The sequence below is a fragment of the Pseudomonas fluorescens genome (genome assembly GCF_000802965.1).
GTDB lineage: Bacteria > Pseudomonadota > Gammaproteobacteria > Pseudomonadales > Pseudomonadaceae > Aquipseudomonas > Aquipseudomonas fluorescens_A.
This window is the reverse complement of sequence record NZ_JSAK01000022.1, coordinates 74,289-94,208: the sequence shown is the minus strand read 5'-3', so window position 1 is coordinate 94,208 and position 19,920 is coordinate 74,289. Positions and strand designations below refer to the sequence as shown.

General features: G+C 60.2%; 19 protein-coding genes. 12 read left to right on the top strand and 7 right to left on the bottom strand.

What is annotated here, in order from left to right:
• Position 1: 1 nt before the first annotated feature.
• Together NL64_RS19570 and NL64_RS19565 are read left to right on the top strand one after the other, a co-directional pair.
• Positions 2 to 2,779, top strand: coding sequence for a hybrid sensor histidine kinase/response regulator (locus tag NL64_RS19570; protein WP_034149710.1), 2,778 nt, complete (start codon positions 2 to 4; stop codon positions 2,777 to 2,779).
• A 64-nt stretch (positions 2,780 to 2,843) separates the two neighbouring features.
• On the top strand, positions 2,844 to 3,440 hold the full coding sequence (locus NL64_RS19565; RefSeq protein WP_034149709.1) for a MarC family protein: 597 nt from the start codon (positions 2,844 to 2,846) through the stop codon (positions 3,438 to 3,440).
• Here NL64_RS19565 and NL64_RS19560 read toward each other — a convergent pair.
• From NL64_RS19560 to NL64_RS19530, 7 genes are all read right to left on the bottom strand, one after another.
• Positions 3,409 to 4,167 carry a hypothetical protein gene (locus NL64_RS19560; protein ID WP_034149708.1) on the bottom strand — a complete coding sequence of 253 codons (759 nt, stop codon included), beginning with the start codon at positions 4,165 to 4,167 and terminating at the stop codon, positions 3,409 to 3,411. The two genes, NL64_RS19565 and NL64_RS19560, sit on opposite strands and share 32 nt — an antisense overlap.
• Positions 4,168 to 4,230: 63 nt before the next feature.
• A complete protein-coding gene (locus NL64_RS19555) occupies positions 4,231 to 5,001 on the bottom strand; it encodes a hypothetical protein (protein WP_034149707.1) in 771 nt (256 codons plus the stop codon).
• A 196-nt stretch (positions 5,002 to 5,197) separates the two neighbouring features.
• Positions 5,198 to 6,895 carry a precorrin-3B C(17)-methyltransferase gene (gene cobJ / locus NL64_RS19550; protein ID WP_034149706.1) on the bottom strand — a complete coding sequence of 566 codons (1,698 nt, stop codon included), beginning with the start codon at positions 6,893 to 6,895 and terminating at the stop codon, positions 5,198 to 5,200.
• On the bottom strand, positions 6,895 to 7,626 hold the full coding sequence (locus tag NL64_RS19545; protein WP_034149779.1) for a precorrin-2 C(20)-methyltransferase: 732 nt from the start codon (positions 7,624 to 7,626) through the stop codon (positions 6,895 to 6,897). Before NL64_RS19545 ends, cobJ begins: the two co-directional genes overlap by 1 nt.
• Positions 7,626 to 8,252 carry a precorrin-8X methylmutase gene (locus NL64_RS19540; RefSeq protein ID WP_034149705.1) on the bottom strand — a complete coding sequence of 209 codons (627 nt, stop codon included), beginning with the start codon at positions 8,250 to 8,252 and terminating at the stop codon, positions 7,626 to 7,628. Before NL64_RS19540 ends, NL64_RS19545 begins: the two co-directional genes overlap by 1 nt.
• Positions 8,245 to 9,552 (bottom strand): precorrin-3B synthase, encoded by a 1,308-nt coding sequence (gene cobG, locus NL64_RS19535; RefSeq protein ID WP_034149778.1) that lies wholly within the window; start codon positions 9,550 to 9,552, stop codon positions 8,245 to 8,247. Before cobG ends, NL64_RS19540 begins: the two co-directional genes overlap by 8 nt.
• A gap of 163 nt (positions 9,553 to 9,715) precedes the next feature.
• Positions 9,716 to 10,471, bottom strand: coding sequence for a hypothetical protein (locus NL64_RS19530; protein WP_034149704.1), 756 nt, complete (start codon positions 10,469 to 10,471; stop codon positions 9,716 to 9,718).
• 226 nt (positions 10,472 to 10,697) lie between these two features.
• Between NL64_RS19530 and NL64_RS19525 the strand changes: the two genes are divergently transcribed.
• From NL64_RS19525 to NL64_RS19480, 10 genes are all read left to right on the top strand, one after another.
• Positions 10,698 to 11,909 (top strand): bifunctional cobalt-precorrin-7 (C(5))-methyltransferase/cobalt-precorrin-6B (C(15))-methyltransferase, encoded by a 1,212-nt coding sequence (locus NL64_RS19525; protein ID WP_034149703.1) that lies wholly within the window; start codon positions 10,698 to 10,700, stop codon positions 11,907 to 11,909.
• Positions 11,902 to 12,999, top strand: a complete 1,098-nt coding sequence (locus tag NL64_RS19520; protein WP_034149702.1) for a cobalt-precorrin-5B (C(1))-methyltransferase — start codon at positions 11,902 to 11,904, stop codon at positions 12,997 to 12,999. The genes NL64_RS19525 and NL64_RS19520 overlap by 8 nt, the downstream gene beginning before the upstream one ends.
• Positions 12,996 to 13,724: a cobalt-precorrin-6A reductase gene (locus NL64_RS19515; protein ID WP_034149701.1), complete on the top strand. Its 729-nt coding sequence runs from the start codon at positions 12,996 to 12,998 to the stop codon at positions 13,722 to 13,724. The genes NL64_RS19520 and NL64_RS19515 overlap by 4 nt, the downstream gene beginning before the upstream one ends.
• 193 nt (positions 13,725 to 13,917) lie before the next feature.
• Entirely contained in the window at positions 13,918 to 14,220 is a 303-nt protein-coding gene (locus tag NL64_RS19510) for a type II toxin-antitoxin system RelE/ParE family toxin (protein ID WP_034149700.1), read from the top strand.
• A gap of 3 nt (positions 14,221 to 14,223) precedes the next feature.
• Positions 14,224 to 14,514, top strand: a complete 291-nt coding sequence (locus tag NL64_RS19505; protein ID WP_034149699.1) for an addiction module antidote protein — start codon at positions 14,224 to 14,226, stop codon at positions 14,512 to 14,514.
• A gap of 99 nt (positions 14,515 to 14,613) precedes the next feature.
• Positions 14,614 to 15,012, top strand: coding sequence for a DUF2946 domain-containing protein (locus NL64_RS19500; RefSeq protein ID WP_034149698.1), 399 nt, complete (start codon positions 14,614 to 14,616; stop codon positions 15,010 to 15,012).
• A 48-nt stretch (positions 15,013 to 15,060) separates the two neighbouring features.
• Positions 15,061 to 15,540: a copper chaperone PCu(A)C gene (locus NL64_RS19495; protein WP_034149697.1), complete on the top strand. Its 480-nt coding sequence runs from the start codon at positions 15,061 to 15,063 to the stop codon at positions 15,538 to 15,540.
• Between the two features lie 21 nt (positions 15,541 to 15,561).
• Positions 15,562 to 16,008, top strand: coding sequence for a DUF2946 domain-containing protein (locus NL64_RS19490; protein WP_034149696.1), 447 nt, complete (start codon positions 15,562 to 15,564; stop codon positions 16,006 to 16,008).
• A gap of 188 nt (positions 16,009 to 16,196) precedes the next feature.
• Positions 16,197 to 18,302: a TonB-dependent copper receptor gene (locus NL64_RS19485; protein WP_034149695.1), complete on the top strand. Its 2,106-nt coding sequence runs from the start codon at positions 16,197 to 16,199 to the stop codon at positions 18,300 to 18,302.
• 109 nt (positions 18,303 to 18,411) lie between these two features.
• Positions 18,412 to 19,791 (top strand): PepSY-associated TM helix domain-containing protein, encoded by a 1,380-nt coding sequence (locus NL64_RS19480; RefSeq protein ID WP_034149694.1) that lies wholly within the window; start codon positions 18,412 to 18,414, stop codon positions 19,789 to 19,791.
• The last annotated feature ends 129 nt before the right edge of the window (positions 19,792 to 19,920 follow it).

Genomic DNA, 19,920 nt, shown 5'->3' with positions numbered 1-19,920 from the left:
CGTGCGCTGGCTCAGGATTGCCATAGGTTTCACCGTCACTCTGCTGACCCTGCTCTGCATGCTCCCGGCCCAGGCCGCGCAAGGCAGTGGTTGGGCGGTATTGCTCGACGAACAGGGCGACCTGCAACTGAGCGACATCCGCTCTGCTCGCTACACCAATCAATTCAGCCCCATCGAACTCGACAGCCTCACCGCCGCCGAGCCCGACGGAGCGCTCTGGCTACGTTTCCGCCTCGCACCCGGCAAGCATGAACAATTGCTGCGCGTGTTTGCGCCGGACCTGTTGCATTTCAATATGTATGTGCTGGACGGCGACAAGCTGATCGAGCAATCCAACACCGGCAATCGACAGCCTCTGGTTGACCGGCCCCTGCCCAGCAGCGACTTCATGGTGCCGTTGCCGCAGAGTGACAAAACCCTCGATGTTTATTTGCGACTGGTTTCCGAGCACCAGTTACGGCCTTACATCACCCTGCAATCGGCCGTCATGACCGCCGCCAATCAACATCAAACGCTGATCTACGGCCTGTTGCTGGGCTGCATCGGCATGCTGATCCTGCACAATCTCGTCCGTTACGCCTACTCGCGCTCGCGCAGCAGCCTCTGGCTGGCGGCGGCCGAAGGCTGTCTGATGCTCAGCCTGATTCTGTTGCTGAACCTGGCAGGCCCCTGGCTGCCCGACTGGCAAGCCGTACAAACGCCGGGCGCTTATCTCGCCTTATTGCTGACGGCGCCCTGCGGCCTGATGTTCGCCCTGCGCTTCTTCGCGCCTCTGGGCCCGCACCCGCTGAACAGACTGATTCAAGTCGACATCCTGTTGATCATGATTTGCAGTCTGTTGCTGCTGTTCGTCAACACGCTGCCGCTGAACATCATTATTTATGGACTGGTCGCCCTTGCGGGCCTGACCATGTTGTTCGTCAGCGCCTATCACTGGCAAAAAGGCTATCGCCCGGCACGACTGTTCGTGGCAGCGATGGTGGTGTTCAACCTCGGTACGCTGATCATCCTCCCGGCCCTGCTGGGGCTGACCCTGATTGAACCGCACGACCTGATCACCACGCTGCTGGCGTTCATCTGCATCAGCGGCCTGCTGATGGGCATTGCCCTGAGCGAGCGCCAACGCAGCATCACCGAAGACCGTTTCAGCATCAGTCGCGACCTGGCGGCCAGCAATGCCGAGATCAACGCCAAGGCCGAATTCCTGGCGAAGATCAGCCATGAAATCCGCACCCCGATGAACGGCGTACTGGGCATGACCGAGTTGCTGCTGGGCACGCCTCTGTCGGTCAAGCAGCGCGACTATGTGCAAACCATCCATAGCGCTGGCAACGAACTGCTGACGCTGATCAACGAAATCCTCGACATCTCCAAGCTCGAATCAGGACAGATCGAGCTGGACGATGTGCAGTTCGATCTCAATGCGTTGATCGAAGACTGCCTGAGCATCTTCCGCGCCAAGGCCGAGCAGCAGAACGTTGAGCTGATCAGTTTCATTCAGCCGCAAGTGCCGCGGGTCATCAGCGGTGACCCGACACGCCTGCGTCAAACGTTGTTGAGCCTGCTGGAAAACGCCCTGAAGAAAACCGATGAAGGCGAAATCCTCATCGTCGTCGCGCTCGATGAGCGCACCGCCAAACCACGCCTGCGCATCGCCGTTCAGGACAGCGGCGAACCCATGGACGCCGAAGAGCGCGACGCGCTGATGCACGCGGAACTGCACAGCAAGCACTTCCTCTCGGCCAACCGCCTGGGTGGCAATCTGGGCCTGGTGATCGCCCGTCAACTGATCCGCTTGATGCAAGGCGAATTCGGCATCAAGAGCGGCAGCACCCAGGGCAGCACCTTGTGGCTGACCTTGCCGCTCGATCCTGATCGCCTCGAACACCCGACCTCCGACCTCGACGGTCCGTTGCAGGGCGCACGGGTGTTGGTGGTGGACGACAACGACACCTGTCGCAAGGTGCTGGTGCAGCAGTGCAGCGCCTGGGGCTTGAACGTCAGCGCCGTGCCGTCTGGCAAGGAAGCCCTGGCACTGCTGCGCACCAAGGCGCACCTGCGCGACTACTTCGACGTGGTCCTGCTGGACCAGAACATGCCCGGCATGACCGGCATGCAACTGGCCGCCAAGATCAAGGAAGACCCGAGCCTGAACCACGACATCCTGCTGATCATGCTCACCGGCATCAGCAATGCGCCAAGCAAGATCATCGCGCGCAATTCGGGGATCAAGCGCATCCTCGCCAAACCGGTCGCCGGCTACACCCTCAAGACCACCCTCGCCGACGAACTGACCCAGCGCAACAAGGGGCTGGCCGTCATGCCGCATCTGCCATCAGGTACAAGCCTGCCGGTCAAGGTACCCAGCGATTTCCGCATTCTTGTGGCCGAAGACAACAGCATCTCGACCAAGGTGATCCGCGGCATGCTGGGCAAGCTCAACCTGCAACCCGACACTGCCAGCAACGGTGAAGAAGCCTTGCAGGCCATGAAGGCGCAACGTTACGACCTGGTGTTGATGGACTGCGAAATGCCGATCCTCGACGGTTTCTCGGCCACCCAGCAATTGCGTGCGTGGGAAGTCGGCAACCAGCGAATTCGTACCCCGGTGGTGGCATTGACCGCACACATCCTGGCCGAGCATAAAGAACGCGCGCGCCAGGCGGGTATGGACGGGCACATGGCCAAACCGGTCGAGTTGTCCCAGTTGCGTGAACTGATCGAACACTGGGTGGCCCAGCGCGATCAGCAGAACCGCACCGCGACACCCACGTCCTGAGCCGACAGACTCCGTAGCGCCTGATAGACTCCCCCTCGACTTCCCTCGCCAGTGAGCCTGCACCATGCTCCACGTGTTGTTCAGCGTTTACCTGAAGATGCTGGTGCTCTACAGCCCCTTCTTCGTGTTGTCCTGCTTCATCAGTCTGACTCGCGGTTATTCGCGCAAGGAACAGCGCCGGCTAGCCTGGAAAGTGGCAATCGCCACACTGGTGTCCAGTGTCTTGCTGTACTTGTTCGGTCGAGTAATTTTCAGCGTCTTCGGCATCACCGTGGACGCCTTCCGCATCGGTGCGGGCAGCGTGTTGTTCATCTCGGCGCTGGGCATGGCCCAGGGCAAGTCAGCCGTGCAGACCGACAACGTGCAGCAGGACGTGACCATCGTCCCCCTGACCATCCCGCTGACCGTCGGCCCCGGCACCATCGGCGCCTTGCTGGTGATGGGCATCGGTCAGCCGCACTGGGACGACAAGCTCACCGCGATCCTCAGTATTGCCCTGGCCAGTTTCACGGTGGGCGTGGTGTTGTATCTGTCCAATCACATCGAACGTATTCTCGGCGACCAGGGTTTGCAGATCGTCAGCCGATTGATGGGGTTGTTCGTGTGTGCATTGGCGGCGCAGATTATTTTCACCGGTGTGAAGGGTTATCTGGTGCCATGACGGCGTCACAGGTCGAGGTCACCGGCATCAACCCGATACCAGGCGTGATCGGCATCAGCTGATGTCCCTGCACAAAAGCGACGATTTGCGCCCTGCTTCTGGCGAATGCCCTCGCTGCCATCTCGAACGCGTGATGCTTCACGGCTACCGGTGACGTGAAGCTGGACGGCACAAAGGCCTGCTGCAGAAATTGCTCATCCACGCATTGGGTCGTTTCAAACTCAAGGTAGAACAGGTCGATGCAGGCTTTGCGTGCACTTACCGCCAGCATCCAATGCACCGTGAAGCGCTGCTCTTCCTTTCCCCCTTCCACCTCCACCCTGCGCTGACTGAACGACCGCTCGCGAAAGCGCACCGCCGGTGGCGCATCCGTCGACAGCTGCGCGAAAGCATCCAATGCTTCGAGCGCAAGCTCACACGGTTCTTGCAACGCCTCGCCGGCCATCGCATGCGCAAACACATTTTGCAGCGTCACCGTGGATGGCTGATTAAACACGGGTTTCAGGTCTTGCTCACGCCTGAGCGTCCACCCGCATCGCTCGAGGGCCTCAGCAAATCTGCTGTGCCATTGCGGGAAGTCACCGACGTCGGGAAAACTGTTTGAAGCCATCACCCGAGCAGCCAGCAAAGAATACAAAGTGTCGCATTTCATCTGCTGATCCAATGAAAGCGACAAGACACCGAGAAGCCCGGAGTCGACAAATGATTCCTGACGAAAACTTTCCATGTTTCACCTTGCAACTCGAATACAAAAAAAGAGAACTTCCAGCACGGAAGCTCTCAAGAATGTTTACAGCGGTGTTTTAAAGTAATCGAGTCGGGCTTTATCGACTGCCGCCTGAACAACATCCTTAACGACATTGTAAGCACGTCGATTCAATACACGCCGAGTAGCAGCATTGTAGATCCTGACTTCCTCACCTCGATACTTGAAGAATAAAATTTTTGTAATGAGCTCCTTTGTTTCCATTTGTATAGCACACGCAATCATAGTTGCCCGCCCACCCAACAACAGACATGGAGTGGCCTGAAAGTTGCCGGACTTATTTTGTTTACTTTTCAGCTCTATCAATTTTAGAGCGCCGTCGTTCTTTTCCAGCGAATTGAAGGCTGCGGAGATCAGCGGCAAAACCTTCAGTTTGTCGGCACCGGCGGCCAGGGCGATGATCTGCAATGCAGCCTCATCCATAGTGAAGTTTAGCTCCCGGCTGACGTACTCCTTGTAAGGGTCGCTCATGGTCGGCCAGCCACACATGGTCAGTGCCTTGCTGTATTCGCCATACCATTCGCGGCGCTGGGTTTCGCGATGGAAGAGTTTGTCCGCACGTATTTCCGCATAAAGAAACGTGTCGTCGAAGGCTTCGCGATCCTCATATGACAGCTCCTCATCATAGGCAGCGACAGTTGTCCCCAGCACCGCAGCCGAATCGCTACCCTGTTGTTCCGAGGCCAGACTCATTCGCGACATACGCGCCATCGGCTGAACCATCTCAGCCGACTTGAAATATTCCCGCTGAGCGGCATAGTCGAATGCATCACCCATAACTTCATTCAAAATCATATTATTAACTTCCATGTTATTTAATTAGGCCTGCCTCTTGCAGACAAATAAAACTTAGCAACCAGACAAGAACCGGTCAAACAAGAAAGAACCACAAGATATTGTCACGCAAAAACGACGATTGAAAAATCGGCACTTGAATTAAAAACAACCAACTAAACAATAAGGCCGGCATTGCGCCGGCCCGTTATCCAACTTACGGTTTATTGCCATACCAGCGAGGCGTGTAAACCCAAGTTCCGCCATCTGCTCGAGCAAACACACAAGTCGTCGAGGAGCCAACAAGCACCATGGTCCGCATATCAACCTGATCAGGAGTGAGTTGCCCGAGCGTCGTCACCCGAAGCGTCTGACCCGGACGACCGATATCGCGTCCCAGTACCACGGGTGTTTCAGGCACGCGGTGCCGAGCGACGATTTCCAGGGCTTGCCCCAGTTGCCACGGACGTGAGCGGGAGATCGGGTTGTAGAACGCCAGGGCCAGATCTGCCTGGGCCGCGAGGTCCAGTCGTTTCTCGATGATCGACCATGGCTTGAGGTTGTCCGAAAGCGATAGTACGCAAAAATCATGACCCAACGGTGCCCCGGCCTGGGCCGCTGTTGCCAGCGAGGCGGATACGCCCGGCAAGATCTCGAGTTCGACGTTATGCCAATGCGCATCGGTCGACTCATGAAGCGCTTCGAGCACCGCGGCAGCCATGGCGAAAACACCCGGATCACCGGAGGACACCACCACCACCGATCGCCCTTGGGCGGCGAGTTCGAAAGCGTGACGCGCACGTTGCATCTCTTCGCGGTTATCCGTGCAGTGCAGCTTCTGGTCGGCGCGGAATGGCCCGGCCATGCGTACATACGTTTCGTAACCCAACACATCGTTGGCTCGAGCGAGCTCAGCCTTCACCGCCGGCACCATTAATTCGGTAGCGCCCGGCCCCAGACCAATCACCGCCAAGCGCCCACGCGCACGGCCGATCTGCATCGGGTCCAATGGCTGCGCGGCCAGTGCAACCGCAACAGCGTCATCACCGACAATGGAAACGACCGGTTCGATAGCCTGACGCGCCATCTCGATTGCCCCACCCATGGCACGGGCAAAACGCAACGGCACACCAAGCTCCAGTGCAGCCTCACGCAACGCCAGGCTGGCCATTTCGGTATCCGGCGCCAATAGACAGGCCAGCGACTGCACGGCTACGCAAGATTGATGCAACGCTTCGCGTACCACGTTCGGCACATCTGCAGCGCCAGCACTGACCGCGACCAACACACTCCGTGGATAGATCAACAATTCGTTGGCCGCCGGACTGCGTTCGGCATGGCTGACATGCACCGTCAGCCGCGCCTGTGCATCTTCAGGCAGTTGCGCTTGCGCCAGCCAAGGCGCCGAACCTTCGATGCGCACTGACTCGCCGCCGAGCAAATCAGAAACGAACCGCTTGCCCAGTTCCAGATCGCCCAGGGTATAACCGCCAGGGGGATTGAGCAGGCAGGTGCCGAAACGCAGTTCGCCGCTGGTAGTTATCGCCGGCGCGACGTCGAGATGTGCGGCAATCTCCCGCGCCATCACATTTACGCCGCCCAAGCCGCCGAGCAACGGCACCACCGCGCTACCATCTTCGGCCACGACCAGCACCGGCGGCTCAGCACCCTTTTCAAGCAGCAACGGCGCCAAGGTACGAATCACGATCCCGGCGGCGCACAACGCAATGATCGGCGCGTCCTGCTGATACAGCTCTCGCAGGGTCGCACCGAACTCGTGATAGACACGGTCCGCGCCATCAACCCGTTCGGCCAACCCATGGATCAGGGCGTCGGGGTAAATCTGTTGAAGCATGCGCGCAGTGGCGAGGCTGCCATTGCCAAGAATGACAATCGCCGGAGCTGGACGGGTCATCAGCCTTGCCACCTTTCGCCAGGAACGATGATCAGCGAGAAGTACGGCGAAGACATCGGCTCGACTTCATCCAGCGCAACGATTTTCTGATTGGCCATGGTTGCGCGTTCGACGTACAGCGCGCGCTCGGCCAGACCGAGTTCTTCCAGCACCTGGCGAACCTTGGGGAAGTTGCGCCCCAGCTTCATGATCACCGCCGCGTCAGCATCCGCCAGACGACGCTTGAGCTCGTCGTGTGGCAATACGCCGGACAACACCGACAGGCTCTGATTGCGATACACCAGCGGCGCGCCGAGTACCGAAGCACCGCCGAGCATCGAGCACACGCCCGGCACGACTTCGGCATCGTAACGTTCGGCCAGACGATCATGCAGGTACATGTACGAGCCGTAGAAGAACGGGTCGCCTTCGCAAATCACTGCCACATCGCGACCGGCATCCAGATGCGCGGCCAGGTGCTCACCAGCGGTATCGTAGAAATCGCTGATCACTTGCTCGTAGGACAGCGGCGCCGGCAGTACCTCGGTGGTCACCGGATAAACCAGCGGCAGCAGGGTTTGTGCGTCCTGCAAATGGGCTTCGATGATGCCGAAGGCGTTGCCCTTTTTACCCTTGGCAACGAAGTACGCCACCACCGGTGATTCGCGCAGCAGGCGCAGGGCTTTGACGGTGATCAGTTCCGGATCACCCGGACCGACGCCAAGGCCGATCAAACGTCCAGGTTGTTGCATCATTCGATCTCCGTGGCGAGGGCATTGACGGCGGCGGCGGCCATGGCGCTTCCGCCCAGCCGGCCTTGCATGATGACAAAGGGCACGCCGCGACTGTCGGCCGCAAGCGCTGCCTTGGATTCGGCGGCGCCGACGAAACCCACCGGGAAACCGAGGATCAGCGCCGGTTTGGGTGCGCCGGCGTCGAGCATTTCCAGCAGGTAGAACAGCGCGGTCGGCGCGTTGCCGATCACCACAACACTGCCTTCCAGGTGCGGGCGCCACAGTTCCAGCGCGGCGGCCGAGCGGGTATTGCCCAACTCACGGGCCAATTCGGGAACGCTTTCATCGCGCAAGGTGCAGATCACCGGGTTGTTTGCCGGCAACCGCGCACGGGTCACGCCTTCGGAGACCATCCGCGCATCACAGAGGATCGGCGCACCGGCGGCCAGTGCATCGCGCCCCGCCTTGCCCGCGCCTTCGGAAAACTGCAAACCGTCGATGGCATCGACCATGCCGCAGGCGTGAATTACCCGCACCGCGAGTTTTTCCAGATCGGCCGGGATTCGCGTGAGGTTGGCCTCGGCACGAATGATCGCGAAGGAGTTGCGATAGATCTCCTGACCGTCGCGGATGTAATCAAGCATCAAGGGGGCTCCGTAAGCGGGCGTCGAGCAACGCGCCGACCGCTTCAATAGTAAGGTTGCGTGCGTGCAGCGCGCCGAAACCGGGCTGCGCTGCATCGCGAAAATAGAGGTCGTAATGACCGGGTGAAACGGCGAGCAAGGTGACCGGGGCGGTGTGCGCGGCCGCACAGGAACGCGAGCAACCGCTCAGGTGCATATTCAGAACCTGACCGTAACGCTGGAGCAGTGAGGCCAGTTGCAAGGCGTCGTCCTTGGTGTCAGCCAGGCCTTTGCCGCAACCGTTTGAGCCGGTACAGGCGATCAACCGGGACAACGGCTGACCGGCTTCGCACAACAGGCCCAGTTGCTCCAGCGCGCCAATAACTTCAGAAACGTGCTCATGGCGAACATTGGGCAACAGCAGGCTTTGCCAAGGGGTAAAACGCAAACTCCCGTCGCCGAACGTTTCCGAAAGTTTGGAAACGCCTCGAAGCATCGCGGGGTTTAGCCGTCCCAGAGGAGGCACGGCCCCCACGTAGAACCGGCCACTTTGAGCCTGGGGATGAGCGCCAATATGTAAGGTTCTTGAACTCGAAACGCGCTGCCAACCCGAAATGGCATGAAGGTCTACACGCTCCGCCAAGCGGCTTAGAAAGTCTTCGCGCGCGATCTCAGCCAGCAGATGACGCATTCGCGTTTGCTCGGGGCGCGCCAGCTCTAGAAACAATTCAAGCACCGCGATCACCAGGTTGTAACCATCGACCAGAGCGATAGAGCCTGCCGGCTCGTCCGTGGGGCATCCCGCCAGACCGAACGCCAGCCATCGCTCACCGTCTCGCTCAAAAACCGAAAGCCACAGGTCGTGTGGGTGTTCAAGCATGGCCAAGGCCTCGCCGCCATCGAGCTGCACGGCGAACTTGGCGCTGAGGTCGTGAAAACGTTCGTGGAGCTGCACCGTGGTCAGAATCTGCTCCGCCAGCGGCATTGTGTCGAACAGCATCTGCCGATCGATCCCGGCACTTGGACTGAGCATCAGGTTGCGCACGTCATCGCCCGCCGCATTTTGCGGCCCAAGACCCGCGGCTAGCAGGCTATCGATCAATGCTGCTTGCTCGTGGCCAATCCCTCGAATCTGCAGATTGGCACGATTGGTTGCCTCGATAGCGCCCCCGGCGAAGCGCTCGGCCGCATCCGCCACCGCCTTGGCCTGAGCGCTACTGATCGAACCACCGCTGAGTTTGATCCGACAGATCCCGCCATCCAGTGCCGGGACAATACGCAGCAATCCCGGACAGGCCGAGGGGCGTAAGGCGGTGGACAGTGGGCGTTCGTTCAAGGGGATGACCCGTTCAGGTGGCGAGGCACTTCGCGGGCGAAGCGGGCGGTATTATGCCTGCTTTGCAACGGGGGATGAAAAGCTTGTCGGACGACGGGAAGGTTAACGTCTCCCAAGGCCCGACCCGTTCGAACGAATGCGCCACGCCTCACATCCGCAACAGGTACTCACGGCTGCGCTGGGTGATTTTGTCGCGCATGGCAGCCGCCAACGGGTCAAAACGTTTCCTGTCCAGCGTGAACGTCCCGTAATGCTGAATCAACGTGACATCGTGTTCCAGCCACTTCAGGAACAGAAACTGCGCCGGGTTAACGGCAGCGACATACCATGAGTGAATCAACATGAGAGTCAGGCGTCCGTCGGCATCGTAGGCACAGGGCATCGTTTGAAATTGTCGTCCACGCTCCCTTCCGCTTTTTTGCGCCAGCAGCATGGATGCCTGAAGATTGTCTTTCAACGCATCGAAAGCGTACATCGCGGCGCTGTACATGCTCCCGCTGACATTGGGTTTGAGTGTCTCGAGAATCGAACTGGAGATGGGTTCATGCAGCTCGATATGGCGACTGTCGAGCATGACCGGACGCTGATGAATCCAGCCAAAATGCCAGAGCCCCAACGTAAAATGTTGCAACCACTCGTACCACTGGGTTTCCCGGTCATAGCGTGTGTCTGTGTATTGTTCCAGATAGAGCGCGCAGTCGAGCGTATCTTGCTCATCTTCTGCGGACACTCCCTCGGCCATAGAGACGATGGTGCTCCCCGCAATAGCTGCCCGGACCGGGGTGGGGTTACTGCGCGCCAGAGCGACCGCCTGTGAACGTGCGGTGGCCGGCACGGCATCGCTCAATCCAAGAAAAGCCAGACGCTGTTCCAGTGCTGGAAACTCGATAGTTGTGTCGAACATAAAATTCCTTTTTGTATGTTTTGAGAGGTTGATCCAACGTCAACCAACAACGACAACTAACCAGATACCGGGCCTGTCAACAATCTACGGACTAACACAGGATGTTTGGCCGTCACGGTTTGGGTGGCACGCAATGCGTAAAAGCCACAACGCCGCGGTATCATTGCGCCCAGTCCCGAACCCGGTTGCAACCCATGCTACGGGGCATTTTTTTCAAGGAGCAGGCATGACGCCCTGGCTGACGGTAGTAGGCATCGGTGAAGACGGCTTCAAAGGTCTGGGCAAAAATGCCCGGCACGCGTTATTGCGTGCCTCACGGATCTTCGGCGGCCAGCGGCACCTGGATCTGTTACCTGCATGCATTCGTGGTGAGCGCCAACGCTGGCCGAGCCCGTTTTCCGTTGAGCCGGTGCTGGCACTGCGTGGAGAGCCGGTCTGCGTACTGGCCAGTGGCGACCCCATGTTCTTTGGGGTGGGCGCAAGCCTTGTGCGGCATCTATCCAACGATGAAATGCTAACGCTGCCGGCCCCGTCTTCATGCTCGCTGGCCGCCGCCAGGATGGGCTGGGCGTTGCAGGACGTCGTCACCTTATCGGTGGTGGCCCGCCCCGTTGCAGCGCTCAACGCACAGTTGTTCAGCGGCATGCGTTTACTGGTATTGAGCAACGACGGACAAAGTCCCGCCGCCATCGCCGAACTGCTGCGCGAGCGCGGGTTCGGGCCGAGTCGCATGAGTGTGCTGGAGCATTTGGGCGGTGAAACCGAGCGACGCAGCGACGGCGTCGCCAACGACTGGAACGACCAGGCAATCGCCGACCTCAACCTGATCGCCATCGAGTGCATCGCCGAGCCGAACACACAACGCCTGTCTCGCCTCGCCGGTTTGCCAGACTCAGCGTTCAAACACGACGGCCAACTGACCAAACGCGATGTGCGTGCAATCACGCTTGCACGCCTGGCGCCGGTGCCCGGCGAACTCTTGTGGGACGTCGGCGCTGGCAGCGGTTCGATCGGCATCGAATGGATGCGCGCCCATCCGAGTTGTCGGGCGTTGGCCATCGAGGCCGATGAAGGACGCCAGCAATTGATCGAACACAACCGCGACGCCCTCGGCGTCCCCGGCCTGCAACTGATTCGCGGCAGTGCGCCGCAGGCACTGGCCGGGCTCGAACGGCCGGATGCGATTTTCATCGGCGGCGGCGTCACCCGCGAGGGCGTGCTCGATACCTGCTGGGCCGCACTCAAACCCGGCGGCCGGCTGATCGCCAACGCTGTCACGCTGCAAAGTGAAATGACCTTGATGGCCTGGCGCGAACAGCACGGTGGCGACTTGACGCGCATCCATATCGCCCAGGCCCAACCGCTGGGCGACTTCGATACCTGGCGTCAGGCCCTGCCGATCACCTTGCTGGATGTGACGAAGCCTTTTGATGCGTGACGAAACCGCCGAACAACCCGCGCCGCTGCGCAGCGGCCTGACCACCGGCAGTTGCGCCACGGCCACCAGCCTGGCGGCCGCTCGCCTGCTGCTCGCAGGGATCGCGGCGGATGCCGTGGAAATCGTCCTGCCCAAAGGCAAGCGAGTGCAGATGCGCCTGGAGTTCTGCCACCTGATAGAGGGCGGCGCCGAGGCGGGAACGATCAAGGATGCCGGCGACGATCCCGACGTGACCCACGGTGCGCTGCTCTATTCCCAAGTGCGCCTGCGCAGCGAACCCGGCGTTGGGTTCAATGCCGGCCACGGTGTCGGCACGGTCACCCGACCTGGGCTGGTGCTGGCTGTGGGCGAACCGGCGATCAACCCCGTACCGCGCAAAATGATCACCGATCACCTGACCCTGCTCGCCAGCGAATTTGGCTACAGCGGCGGTTTCGAGGTCACGGTGAACGTCGAGGGCGGCGAGGCGCTGGCACTGAAAACCATGAACCCGCGCCTGGGGATTCTCGGGGGACTGTCGATCCTCGGCACCAGCGGCATCGTCCGGCCGTTTTCTTGCGCGGCCTACATCGCCTCAATCCACCAGGGTATCGATGTCGCTAAAACCAACGGCTATCTGCACATCGCCGCGTGCACCGGCAACGCCAGCGAAGACACCATGCGCCGGGTCTACAACTTTCCGGAAATCGCCCTGATCGAAATGGGCGATTTCGTCGGCGCGGTGCTCAAACACCTGCGCAAAGTGCCGGTGGAAAAACTCAGCATCTGCGGCGGCTTCGGCAAGATCAGCAAACTGGCGGCCGGGCACATGGACTTGCACAGTCGGCATTCCAGTATTGATCTGCCACAACTGGCCGAATGGGCGGCGGCGGCAGGCGCCGATGCCGTATTGCAGCAAGCCATCCGTGACGCCAACACCAGTCAACAGGCGTTAGCCATGGCCAGCGCCGCCGGCATCGCCCTCGGCGATGCGGTGTGCCAGCACGCTTTAGATTTTGCCCGCAGCGTGGTCCCGGCGCAGGTTCAGGTCGAAGTCTTCGCCATAGACCGCCAGGGCGGAATCGTCGGCCATGCGGGAGTTTTTCAATGAAACGCATTCTGTTGCTGGGTGGCGTGACCGAGGCGTTGGCGATCGCCCGTACCCTCGGGCCACAACACATCTATAGCCTGGCCGGTGTCGGTCGGGTGCCGACGGATCTGACTTGCCAGGTTCGCGTGGGCGGCTATGGTGGCGCCGAAGGCCTGGCGCAGTTCATCCGCGGTGAAGGGATTGAACTGCTGCTCGATGCCACCCATCCCTACGCCGCCCGGATCAGTCAAAACGCTGCAACCGCAGCGCGTTTGAGCGGCATTGCCTGCTGGGCGCTGCGCCGTCCGGCGTGGCAGCCACAAGCCGGCGACGACTGGCGTGAAGTCAGCGATTGGGCCGAGCTGATCGAAGCGCTGAAACCGTTCCGGCGCCCGCTGTTTACCCTTGGACGCGAGCCCTTGCAGCACCTGGGCGAAATTCCTCCTGAACAATTCTGGACGTTGCGTGCACTGGACGTTTATCCCGGCAACGAACGCTGCGAAGTAATCGGTGCACGCGGGCCGTACCTGATCGACGATGAGCGCGAGCTGTTCGAACGGCGGCAGATCGATGTGTTGATTAGCAAGAACAGCGGCAGCACCGCCACCGAGCCGAAGCTGGAAGTGGCGCGGGAGCGAGGGGTACCGGTGTTGGTGTTGAAGCGGCCGGTGTTGCCGGGGGTTGAGCGGGAGTTTGAGTCGGTTGGGCAATTACTCAAAGCCCTACCCGTGTCAGACCATTCCTGACATCCGCAGAAACTTGCGAATTTGCTGGCAACCTTCCAGGAAGGAGCTGACTGTTCTACTTAGTAGCTTCCCTCCTATATTCGAATTCCTCTAAATCGATCGAGTCCACAAAGCCGCCTTTTAAAGGATCTCCAGCCTCATCCTCAGAAAGCGTCGCTTGCCAGCTTGTATCCCAAGGAATACGATTCACGACATGATCGACTTCAAACGATCCCGTGTGTTTGCCGATTGGCTCGACTCACTGAAAGACACCATCGGCAAGGCTCGAATCATCGCCAGGCTCCGGGCGGCCGAGCATGGAAACTTTGGTGATTGCACGCCGATAGCGGCGGCAGTTTATGAAATGCGAGTCCACCATGGTCCCGGCTACAGGATGTATTTCACTCGCAGAGGAGAAGTCGTCTACCTGCTACTCATAGGCGGTGACAAGTCGACTCAAAAACGAGATATCAAACGTGCCATTCAAATGGCGCAACACATCGGTAATGAGGAGTAAGTCATGACCGAACAATTCGTCCGTTTCGATGCTGCAGAGTTTCTCAAATCTCCAGAGGAAATGGCCGCATATCTGGATGCCTGCTTTGAAGAAGATGCAGGCGACGGCGTTTTGATACGCGCTGCACTCAACGACATCGCCCGCGCGCAAGGCATGACACAAGTTGCCCGTGACGCCGGTTTAGGTCGTGAGAGTCTGTACAAAGCGCTGAGCAGCACTGGCAATCCAGAATTCGCGACTATCATGAAAGTTATGAAAGCTTTGGGCATGCGTTTGCATGCCGTTGTTGTCTGATCGCGCTGCGACACCAAACCGCACGCCGCTTTTTTACTTATCGGCCCTGATCAGGCTAAATAGCCCGCGCCTGATCGCCCACCCAAACGGATTTTTCCCATGTCCCGACAACGGCTCGCAATTGCCTGGATAGCCTGCTTCGCAGTGCTGTTCAACATGCTCGCCATGCCGATGTCCGGAGCGATGGCGCAAACGGCGAAGTCGCCTGCCGAACAGTTGTTGTGGGGCAGTTTCTGTTCGTCCAGCGGCACCAAAATGGTCGCGATTTCGTTGGGCGACATCGAGCAAAAAGCCCCGCAAAGCGACGATCATTCCAACATGCAGCATTGCTGGTGCTGCTCAGGCTCCGCACCAATGGTGGCGTTGCCAGGCCATGAGCCTCAGCTGTATTTCGCGAGCTACGAAGCCAATAGAGCCTTGCCCCCCGCGTCTCTCAACACCCCCACACCGCGCCAGCAATGGCCGAGTCTCAACCCCCGCGCGTCCCCTCTGGTGTGATTCCTTCTCGCAATTGATCTGCGTTTTGAATCGCTCTGGAGAACTGCCATGTTGAACAAACTCATCGTTCTGGCCGCGTTGCTGCTGCCTGCCTGCTTTGCCAATGCCCACGAATACAAGGCTGGCGAACTGGAAATCACTCACCCCTGGTCCCAGGAATTGCCGCCCAACGCGCCGAACGTCGCAGCGTATTTCGTTATTCACAACTCAGGCAAAACCGCCGACCGCCTGCTCAGCGTTGACTCGCCCATTGCCGGCGAAGCGCAATTGCATGAGCACGTGATGCAAGGCGACGTGATGAAAATGCAGCACGTTCCTAACGTGCAAATCCCCGCTGGCGGCGAAGTCACCTTCGCGCCAATGGCTTACCACGTGATGCTGCTGAACCTGAAGGATCGCAGCCTGCTGAGCGATGGCAAACGCTTCCCGCTGACGATGCATTTCGAGAAGGCCGGTGACGTGCAGGTCGAAGTGGCGGTGGAAAAACAGGCGCCGCAAGACATGCAAAAGCACGCGCACGTCCAGTAATCGACCGAGCTGAATACGCCCATGCGCCCGCTTAGCGCCAGGTCATCCGCACCACGCCGTCAGCCATTGAGCTTGACGCGCGGTAGCTGGATCAGCCTGTTCGCCATGCTGATGATCTTCATCGGCCCGCTGATTTCTCAGTCGATGCCGATGGATTCGCGCACCCCGATGTCCATGAGCATGTCGATGGACATGAGCATGGATATGTCGGCGATGGATCACGCCGCCCACGGCGCGCAACCCGACGCCGAGCACTGTCCGCCACAAACCGGTCATCACGCTCTCTGGGAAAGGTGCGGCTATTGCAGCCTGCTGTTCAATTGCCCGGCGCTTACCGGTGGTGCTTCATTCGCAGCATTCGACACACCGCCCGACAACACTTTCACCACACCCTCCCCTCGCCTGGGCCATGCCCGGCAAACCTTCTTCCCCGGCGCCCGCACCCGCGCGCCACCCGTCGTCGCGTAAACCCACCCCTGATTTCACACGGTTCGCAGACAAGCAAAGCTACCTATGGGAGCGAGCCGGCTCGCGAAAAGGGAGTGTCAGTCAACATTCATGTCGCCTGATACACCGCTATCGCGAGCAAGCTCACTCCCACTGGAATTGCGCAGGCTGTCTGCCGTGTCGTTTACGACTGTTCGATGGAAATTGTCATGTCCAGGTTTTCTGCTGACTCACGCTTGAGCCCTGCCCAAGCCTCTTTGACCCTGAATGAATCCGCGATTCGATTCAGGCACGCCACCGCCATTCTGTGCGGTGCTTTACTTACGCCCTCAGTGCTGGCCGATGAACACGCCGGCCACAGTGAAGAACTGAGCCCGACGGTGATCACCGCCATTGCCCCGAGCTCTCCGCTGACCATCGTCACCAATCCCAAGGACCCGCGCCAACCGGTGCCGGCCAGCGACGGTTCCGATTATCTGAAAACCATTCCGGGTTTCGCTCAGGTGCGCAACGGCGGCACCAATGGCGACCCGGTGTTGCGCGGCATGTTCGGTTCGCGGCTGAACATCCTCACCAACGGCGGCATGATGCTCGGCGCCTGCCCCGGCCGGATGGACGCGCCAACCTCGTATATCTCGCCAGAAACCTACGACAAACTGACCGTGATCAAAGGCCCGCAAACCGTGCTTTGGGGACCGGGCGCCTCGGCCGGCACGATCCTCTTCGACCGTGAGCCGGAAAGCTTCGGCGAACTCGGCACCCGCGTGAACGCCAGCGTGCTGGCCGGTTCCAACGGCCGTTTCGACAAACTGGTGGACGCCGCTGCCGGCGGTCCGTTGGGCTACGTGCGAGTCATCGGCAACACTGCCCACGCCGACGATTACAAGGACGGCAACAACGACATCGTGGCCTCGCGCTACGACAAATGGAACGGCGACGTCGCGCTCGGCTGGACCCCGGACGCCGACACTTTGCTGGAGCTGACCGCCGGCAAAGGCGATGGTGAGGCGCGTTACGCCGGACGCGGCATGGACGGCTCGCAGTTCAAACGCGAAAGCCTTGGCCTGCGCTTCGAAAAGTCCAACCTCAGTGACGTGTTTGAAAAGCTCGAAGCGCAGGTCTACTACAACTACGCCGACCACGTGATGGACAACTACACCCTGCGCACGCCGTCCGGCACCGGAATGATGGCCGGGCCCATGGCGTCCAACGTCGACCGCCGCACCCTCGGTGCACGAATCAAAGGCACCTGGCGCTGGGCCGATGTGCAGTTGATCAGCGGCATCGACGCGCAGACCAACGAACATCGCCAACGCAGCGGCATGGGCATCGACACCTATAACGACGGCCCCTATAAAAAGGATGCCGACTTCCACAACTACGGGGTATTCAGCGAACTGACCTGGTACGCCGCCGACCGTGACCGACTGATCAGCGGCGCACGCCTGGACCGCGCTTCGGCCAAGGATTTCCGCCAGACCCTCGGCTCGGGAATGATGACCCGGCCCAATCCGACCGCCGATCACACCCGCGCCGACACCTTGCCCAGCGGCTTCACTCGCTACGAGCACGACCTGGCCGACAGCCCGACCACGCTGTACGCAGGCCTCGGGCACACCCAGCGTTTTCCGGATTACTGGGAGCTGTTTTCGCCCAACTCCGGACCCACCGGATCGCTGAATGCCTTCGATTCGATCAAACCGGAAAAAACCACCCAGCTCGACTTCGGCCTGCAATACAAGACCGAAGACCTCGAAGCCTGGGCCTCGGCTTACGTCGGCCAAGTGCGCGACTACATATTGTTCAACTACACGACCACAACCTCCCAGGCCGAGAACATCGACGCACGAATCATGGGCGGCGAACTGGGCGCAGCTTACAACCTGACCAACCACTGGAAAGCCGACGCAACCCTGGCGTACGCCTGGGGCAAGAACAGCAGCGATGGCAATGCGTTGCCGCAAATGCCGCCGCTGGACGCACGTTTCGGCCTGACTTACAGCGAAGAAAACTGGAGCGCCGGCGCACTGTGGAGAGTGGTCGCCGGGCAAAACCGCATCGACCAGAACAAAGGCAACGTCGTCGGCAAGGACTTCGACAAGACCCCGGGCTTCGCCGTGTTCTCGCTCAACGGCGCCTACCGGATCAACGACAACTGGAAGGTCAGCACCGGCGTCGACAACCTGTTCGGCAAAGCCTACGCCGAACACTTGAACCTGGCGGGCAACGCCGGTTTCGGCTACCCGGCGAATGACCCGCAAGCCATCAAGGAACCGGGGCGCACGCTCTGGACCAAGGTGGACATGAGCTTTTAAGAGCATCGCGGGCAAGCCCGCTCCCCTGTAGGAGCGAGCCTGCTCGCGATCGGTTGCGCAGCAACCGCAAACCAACAACTAAAAGATCCAGCCAAGCGGAGCACACGTGATGAAACAGCCCAAAGTGAATTTCTACAACCTGGCCTGGCGCTGGCATTTCTATGCCGGATTGTTCGTTGCGCCCTTCATGGTGATGCTGGCCCTGACCGGCACCATTTACCTGTTCAAACCGCAACTCGATTCGCTGATGTACAGCAGCCTGCTCAACGTCCCGGCCGGTCACCACACGGTTCCCGCCGACGACCTGCTCAAGCGGGTAAAAGACGCCTATCCACAAGGCACGATCAAACAGTACCTGCCACCGGTCAACGCCGAACGCAGCGCCCAGTTCGTCGTGCTCAATGGCGACAACGAGCTGAACGTGTTTGTCGACCCGTACCACGGTGACATCCTCGGCGAGCAAGACGCCAAGAAAAACCTGCAAGCCATCGCCCGGGCAATTCACGGCGAACTGATGATCGGCACCGTCGGTGACCGCCTCATCGAGATGGCCGCCGGTTGGGGCGTGGTGTTGGTGGTTTCCGGGGTGTTCCTGTGGTGGCCGCGCGGTCAGGCCGCCGGCATTTTGTGGCCACGCCTGAGCAGCCGCGGGCGAGTGCTTTGGCGTGACTTGCACGCCGTCACCGGGTTCTGGGGCGCCTCCCTGTTGTTGGTGATGTTGCTCAGCGGCATGACCTGGACCGGGTTCTGGGGCCAGCAATACGCGGCCGTGTGGAACGTCTTTCCGGCGGCGATATGGGACAACGTGCCGAAGTCCGACGTCGAGGCCCGCAGCCTCAACAGCGCCACTCGCCAGACCGTGCCGTGGGCGATGGAAAATACCCCGATGCCGATGTCCGGCGACCACGCCGAACACATGGCCCACGGCGATGCGCAAGCCGGCCCCGCCGCGCCGACCATCAGCCTGCAAGACGTGCAAAACATCGCCGTACAACGCAAGGTCGAGCCGGGTTACAGCATCACCTTCCCGACCACGGCCACCGGCGTGTTCACCATCGCCGTGTTCGCCGACGACCCGCGCAACGACGCCACATTGCATGTCGATCAGTACAGCGGCGACGTCCTCGCCGACGTGCGCTTCGAGCACTACGGCACCGTCGCCCGCGCCACGGAAATCGGCGTGATGCTGCACGAAGGCAAGATGTTCGGCACGCTCAACCAGATCATCGTGTTGCTGATCTGCCTGATGATCCTGCTCAGCGCCGTCAGTGGCGTGGTGATCTGGTGGAAGCGTCGCCCGCAAGGCAAGTTCGGTGTGCCGCCGCTGCGCCACGACCTGCCGAAATGGAAAACTGCGATGGTCATCATGTTCGCCCTGGCCGTGGCGTTCCCGTTGGTGGGTGCTTCGCTGGTGGTGGTCTGGGTGTTGGATCGTGTGCTGCTGTCGCGTTTCAACCGGCAAACTGAGTCGGCCTCATCTTCATCTTGAAACAGGCGAGATGCGCGGGACTGTCAGCCATGTAGACTTCCCCCGCGTATCACTCGGGCAACTCCGGGTTTCCTTTCGGGCCTCATCGCGGGCAAGCCCGCTCCCACAGGGTTTGCGCGAACCCTGTGG

Excerpts from the sequence above, each read along its gene's own strand:
- NL64_RS19565 (WP_034149709.1), top strand. The coding sequence starts at position 2,844 with ATGCTCCACGTGTTGTTCAGCGTTTACCTGAAGATGCTGGTGCTCTAC.
- NL64_RS19560 (WP_034149708.1), bottom strand. The coding sequence starts at position 4,167 with ATGGAAAGTTTTCGTCAGGAATCATTTGTCGACTCCGGGCTTCTCGGT.
- NL64_RS19555 (WP_034149707.1), bottom strand. The coding sequence starts at position 5,001 with ATGATTTTGAATGAAGTTATGGGTGATGCATTCGACTATGCCGCTCAG.
- cobJ (WP_034149706.1), bottom strand. The coding sequence starts at position 6,895 with ATGACCCGTCCAGCTCCGGCGATTGTCATTCTTGGCAATGGCAGCCTC.
- NL64_RS19545 (WP_034149779.1), bottom strand. The coding sequence starts at position 7,626 with ATGCAACAACCTGGACGTTTGATCGGCCTTGGCGTCGGTCCGGGTGAT.
- NL64_RS19540 (WP_034149705.1), bottom strand. The coding sequence starts at position 8,252 with ATGCTTGATTACATCCGCGACGGTCAGGAGATCTATCGCAACTCCTTC.
- NL64_RS19530 (WP_034149704.1), bottom strand. The coding sequence starts at position 10,471 with ATGTTCGACACAACTATCGAGTTTCCAGCACTGGAACAGCGTCTGGCT.
- NL64_RS19525 (WP_034149703.1), top strand. The coding sequence starts at position 10,698 with ATGACGCCCTGGCTGACGGTAGTAGGCATCGGTGAAGACGGCTTCAAA.
- NL64_RS19520 (WP_034149702.1), top strand. The coding sequence starts at position 11,902 with ATGCGTGACGAAACCGCCGAACAACCCGCGCCGCTGCGCAGCGGCCTG.
- NL64_RS19515 (WP_034149701.1), top strand. The coding sequence starts at position 12,996 with ATGAAACGCATTCTGTTGCTGGGTGGCGTGACCGAGGCGTTGGCGATC.
- NL64_RS19510 (WP_034149700.1), top strand. The coding sequence starts at position 13,918 with ATGATCGACTTCAAACGATCCCGTGTGTTTGCCGATTGGCTCGACTCA.
- NL64_RS19505 (WP_034149699.1), top strand. The coding sequence starts at position 14,224 with ATGACCGAACAATTCGTCCGTTTCGATGCTGCAGAGTTTCTCAAATCT.
- NL64_RS19500 (WP_034149698.1), top strand. The coding sequence starts at position 14,614 with ATGTCCCGACAACGGCTCGCAATTGCCTGGATAGCCTGCTTCGCAGTG.
- NL64_RS19495 (WP_034149697.1), top strand. The coding sequence starts at position 15,061 with ATGTTGAACAAACTCATCGTTCTGGCCGCGTTGCTGCTGCCTGCCTGC.
- NL64_RS19490 (WP_034149696.1), top strand. The coding sequence starts at position 15,562 with ATGCGCCCGCTTAGCGCCAGGTCATCCGCACCACGCCGTCAGCCATTG.
- NL64_RS19485 (WP_034149695.1), top strand. The coding sequence starts at position 16,197 with ATGTCCAGGTTTTCTGCTGACTCACGCTTGAGCCCTGCCCAAGCCTCT.
- NL64_RS19480 (WP_034149694.1), top strand. The coding sequence starts at position 18,412 with ATGAAACAGCCCAAAGTGAATTTCTACAACCTGGCCTGGCGCTGGCAT.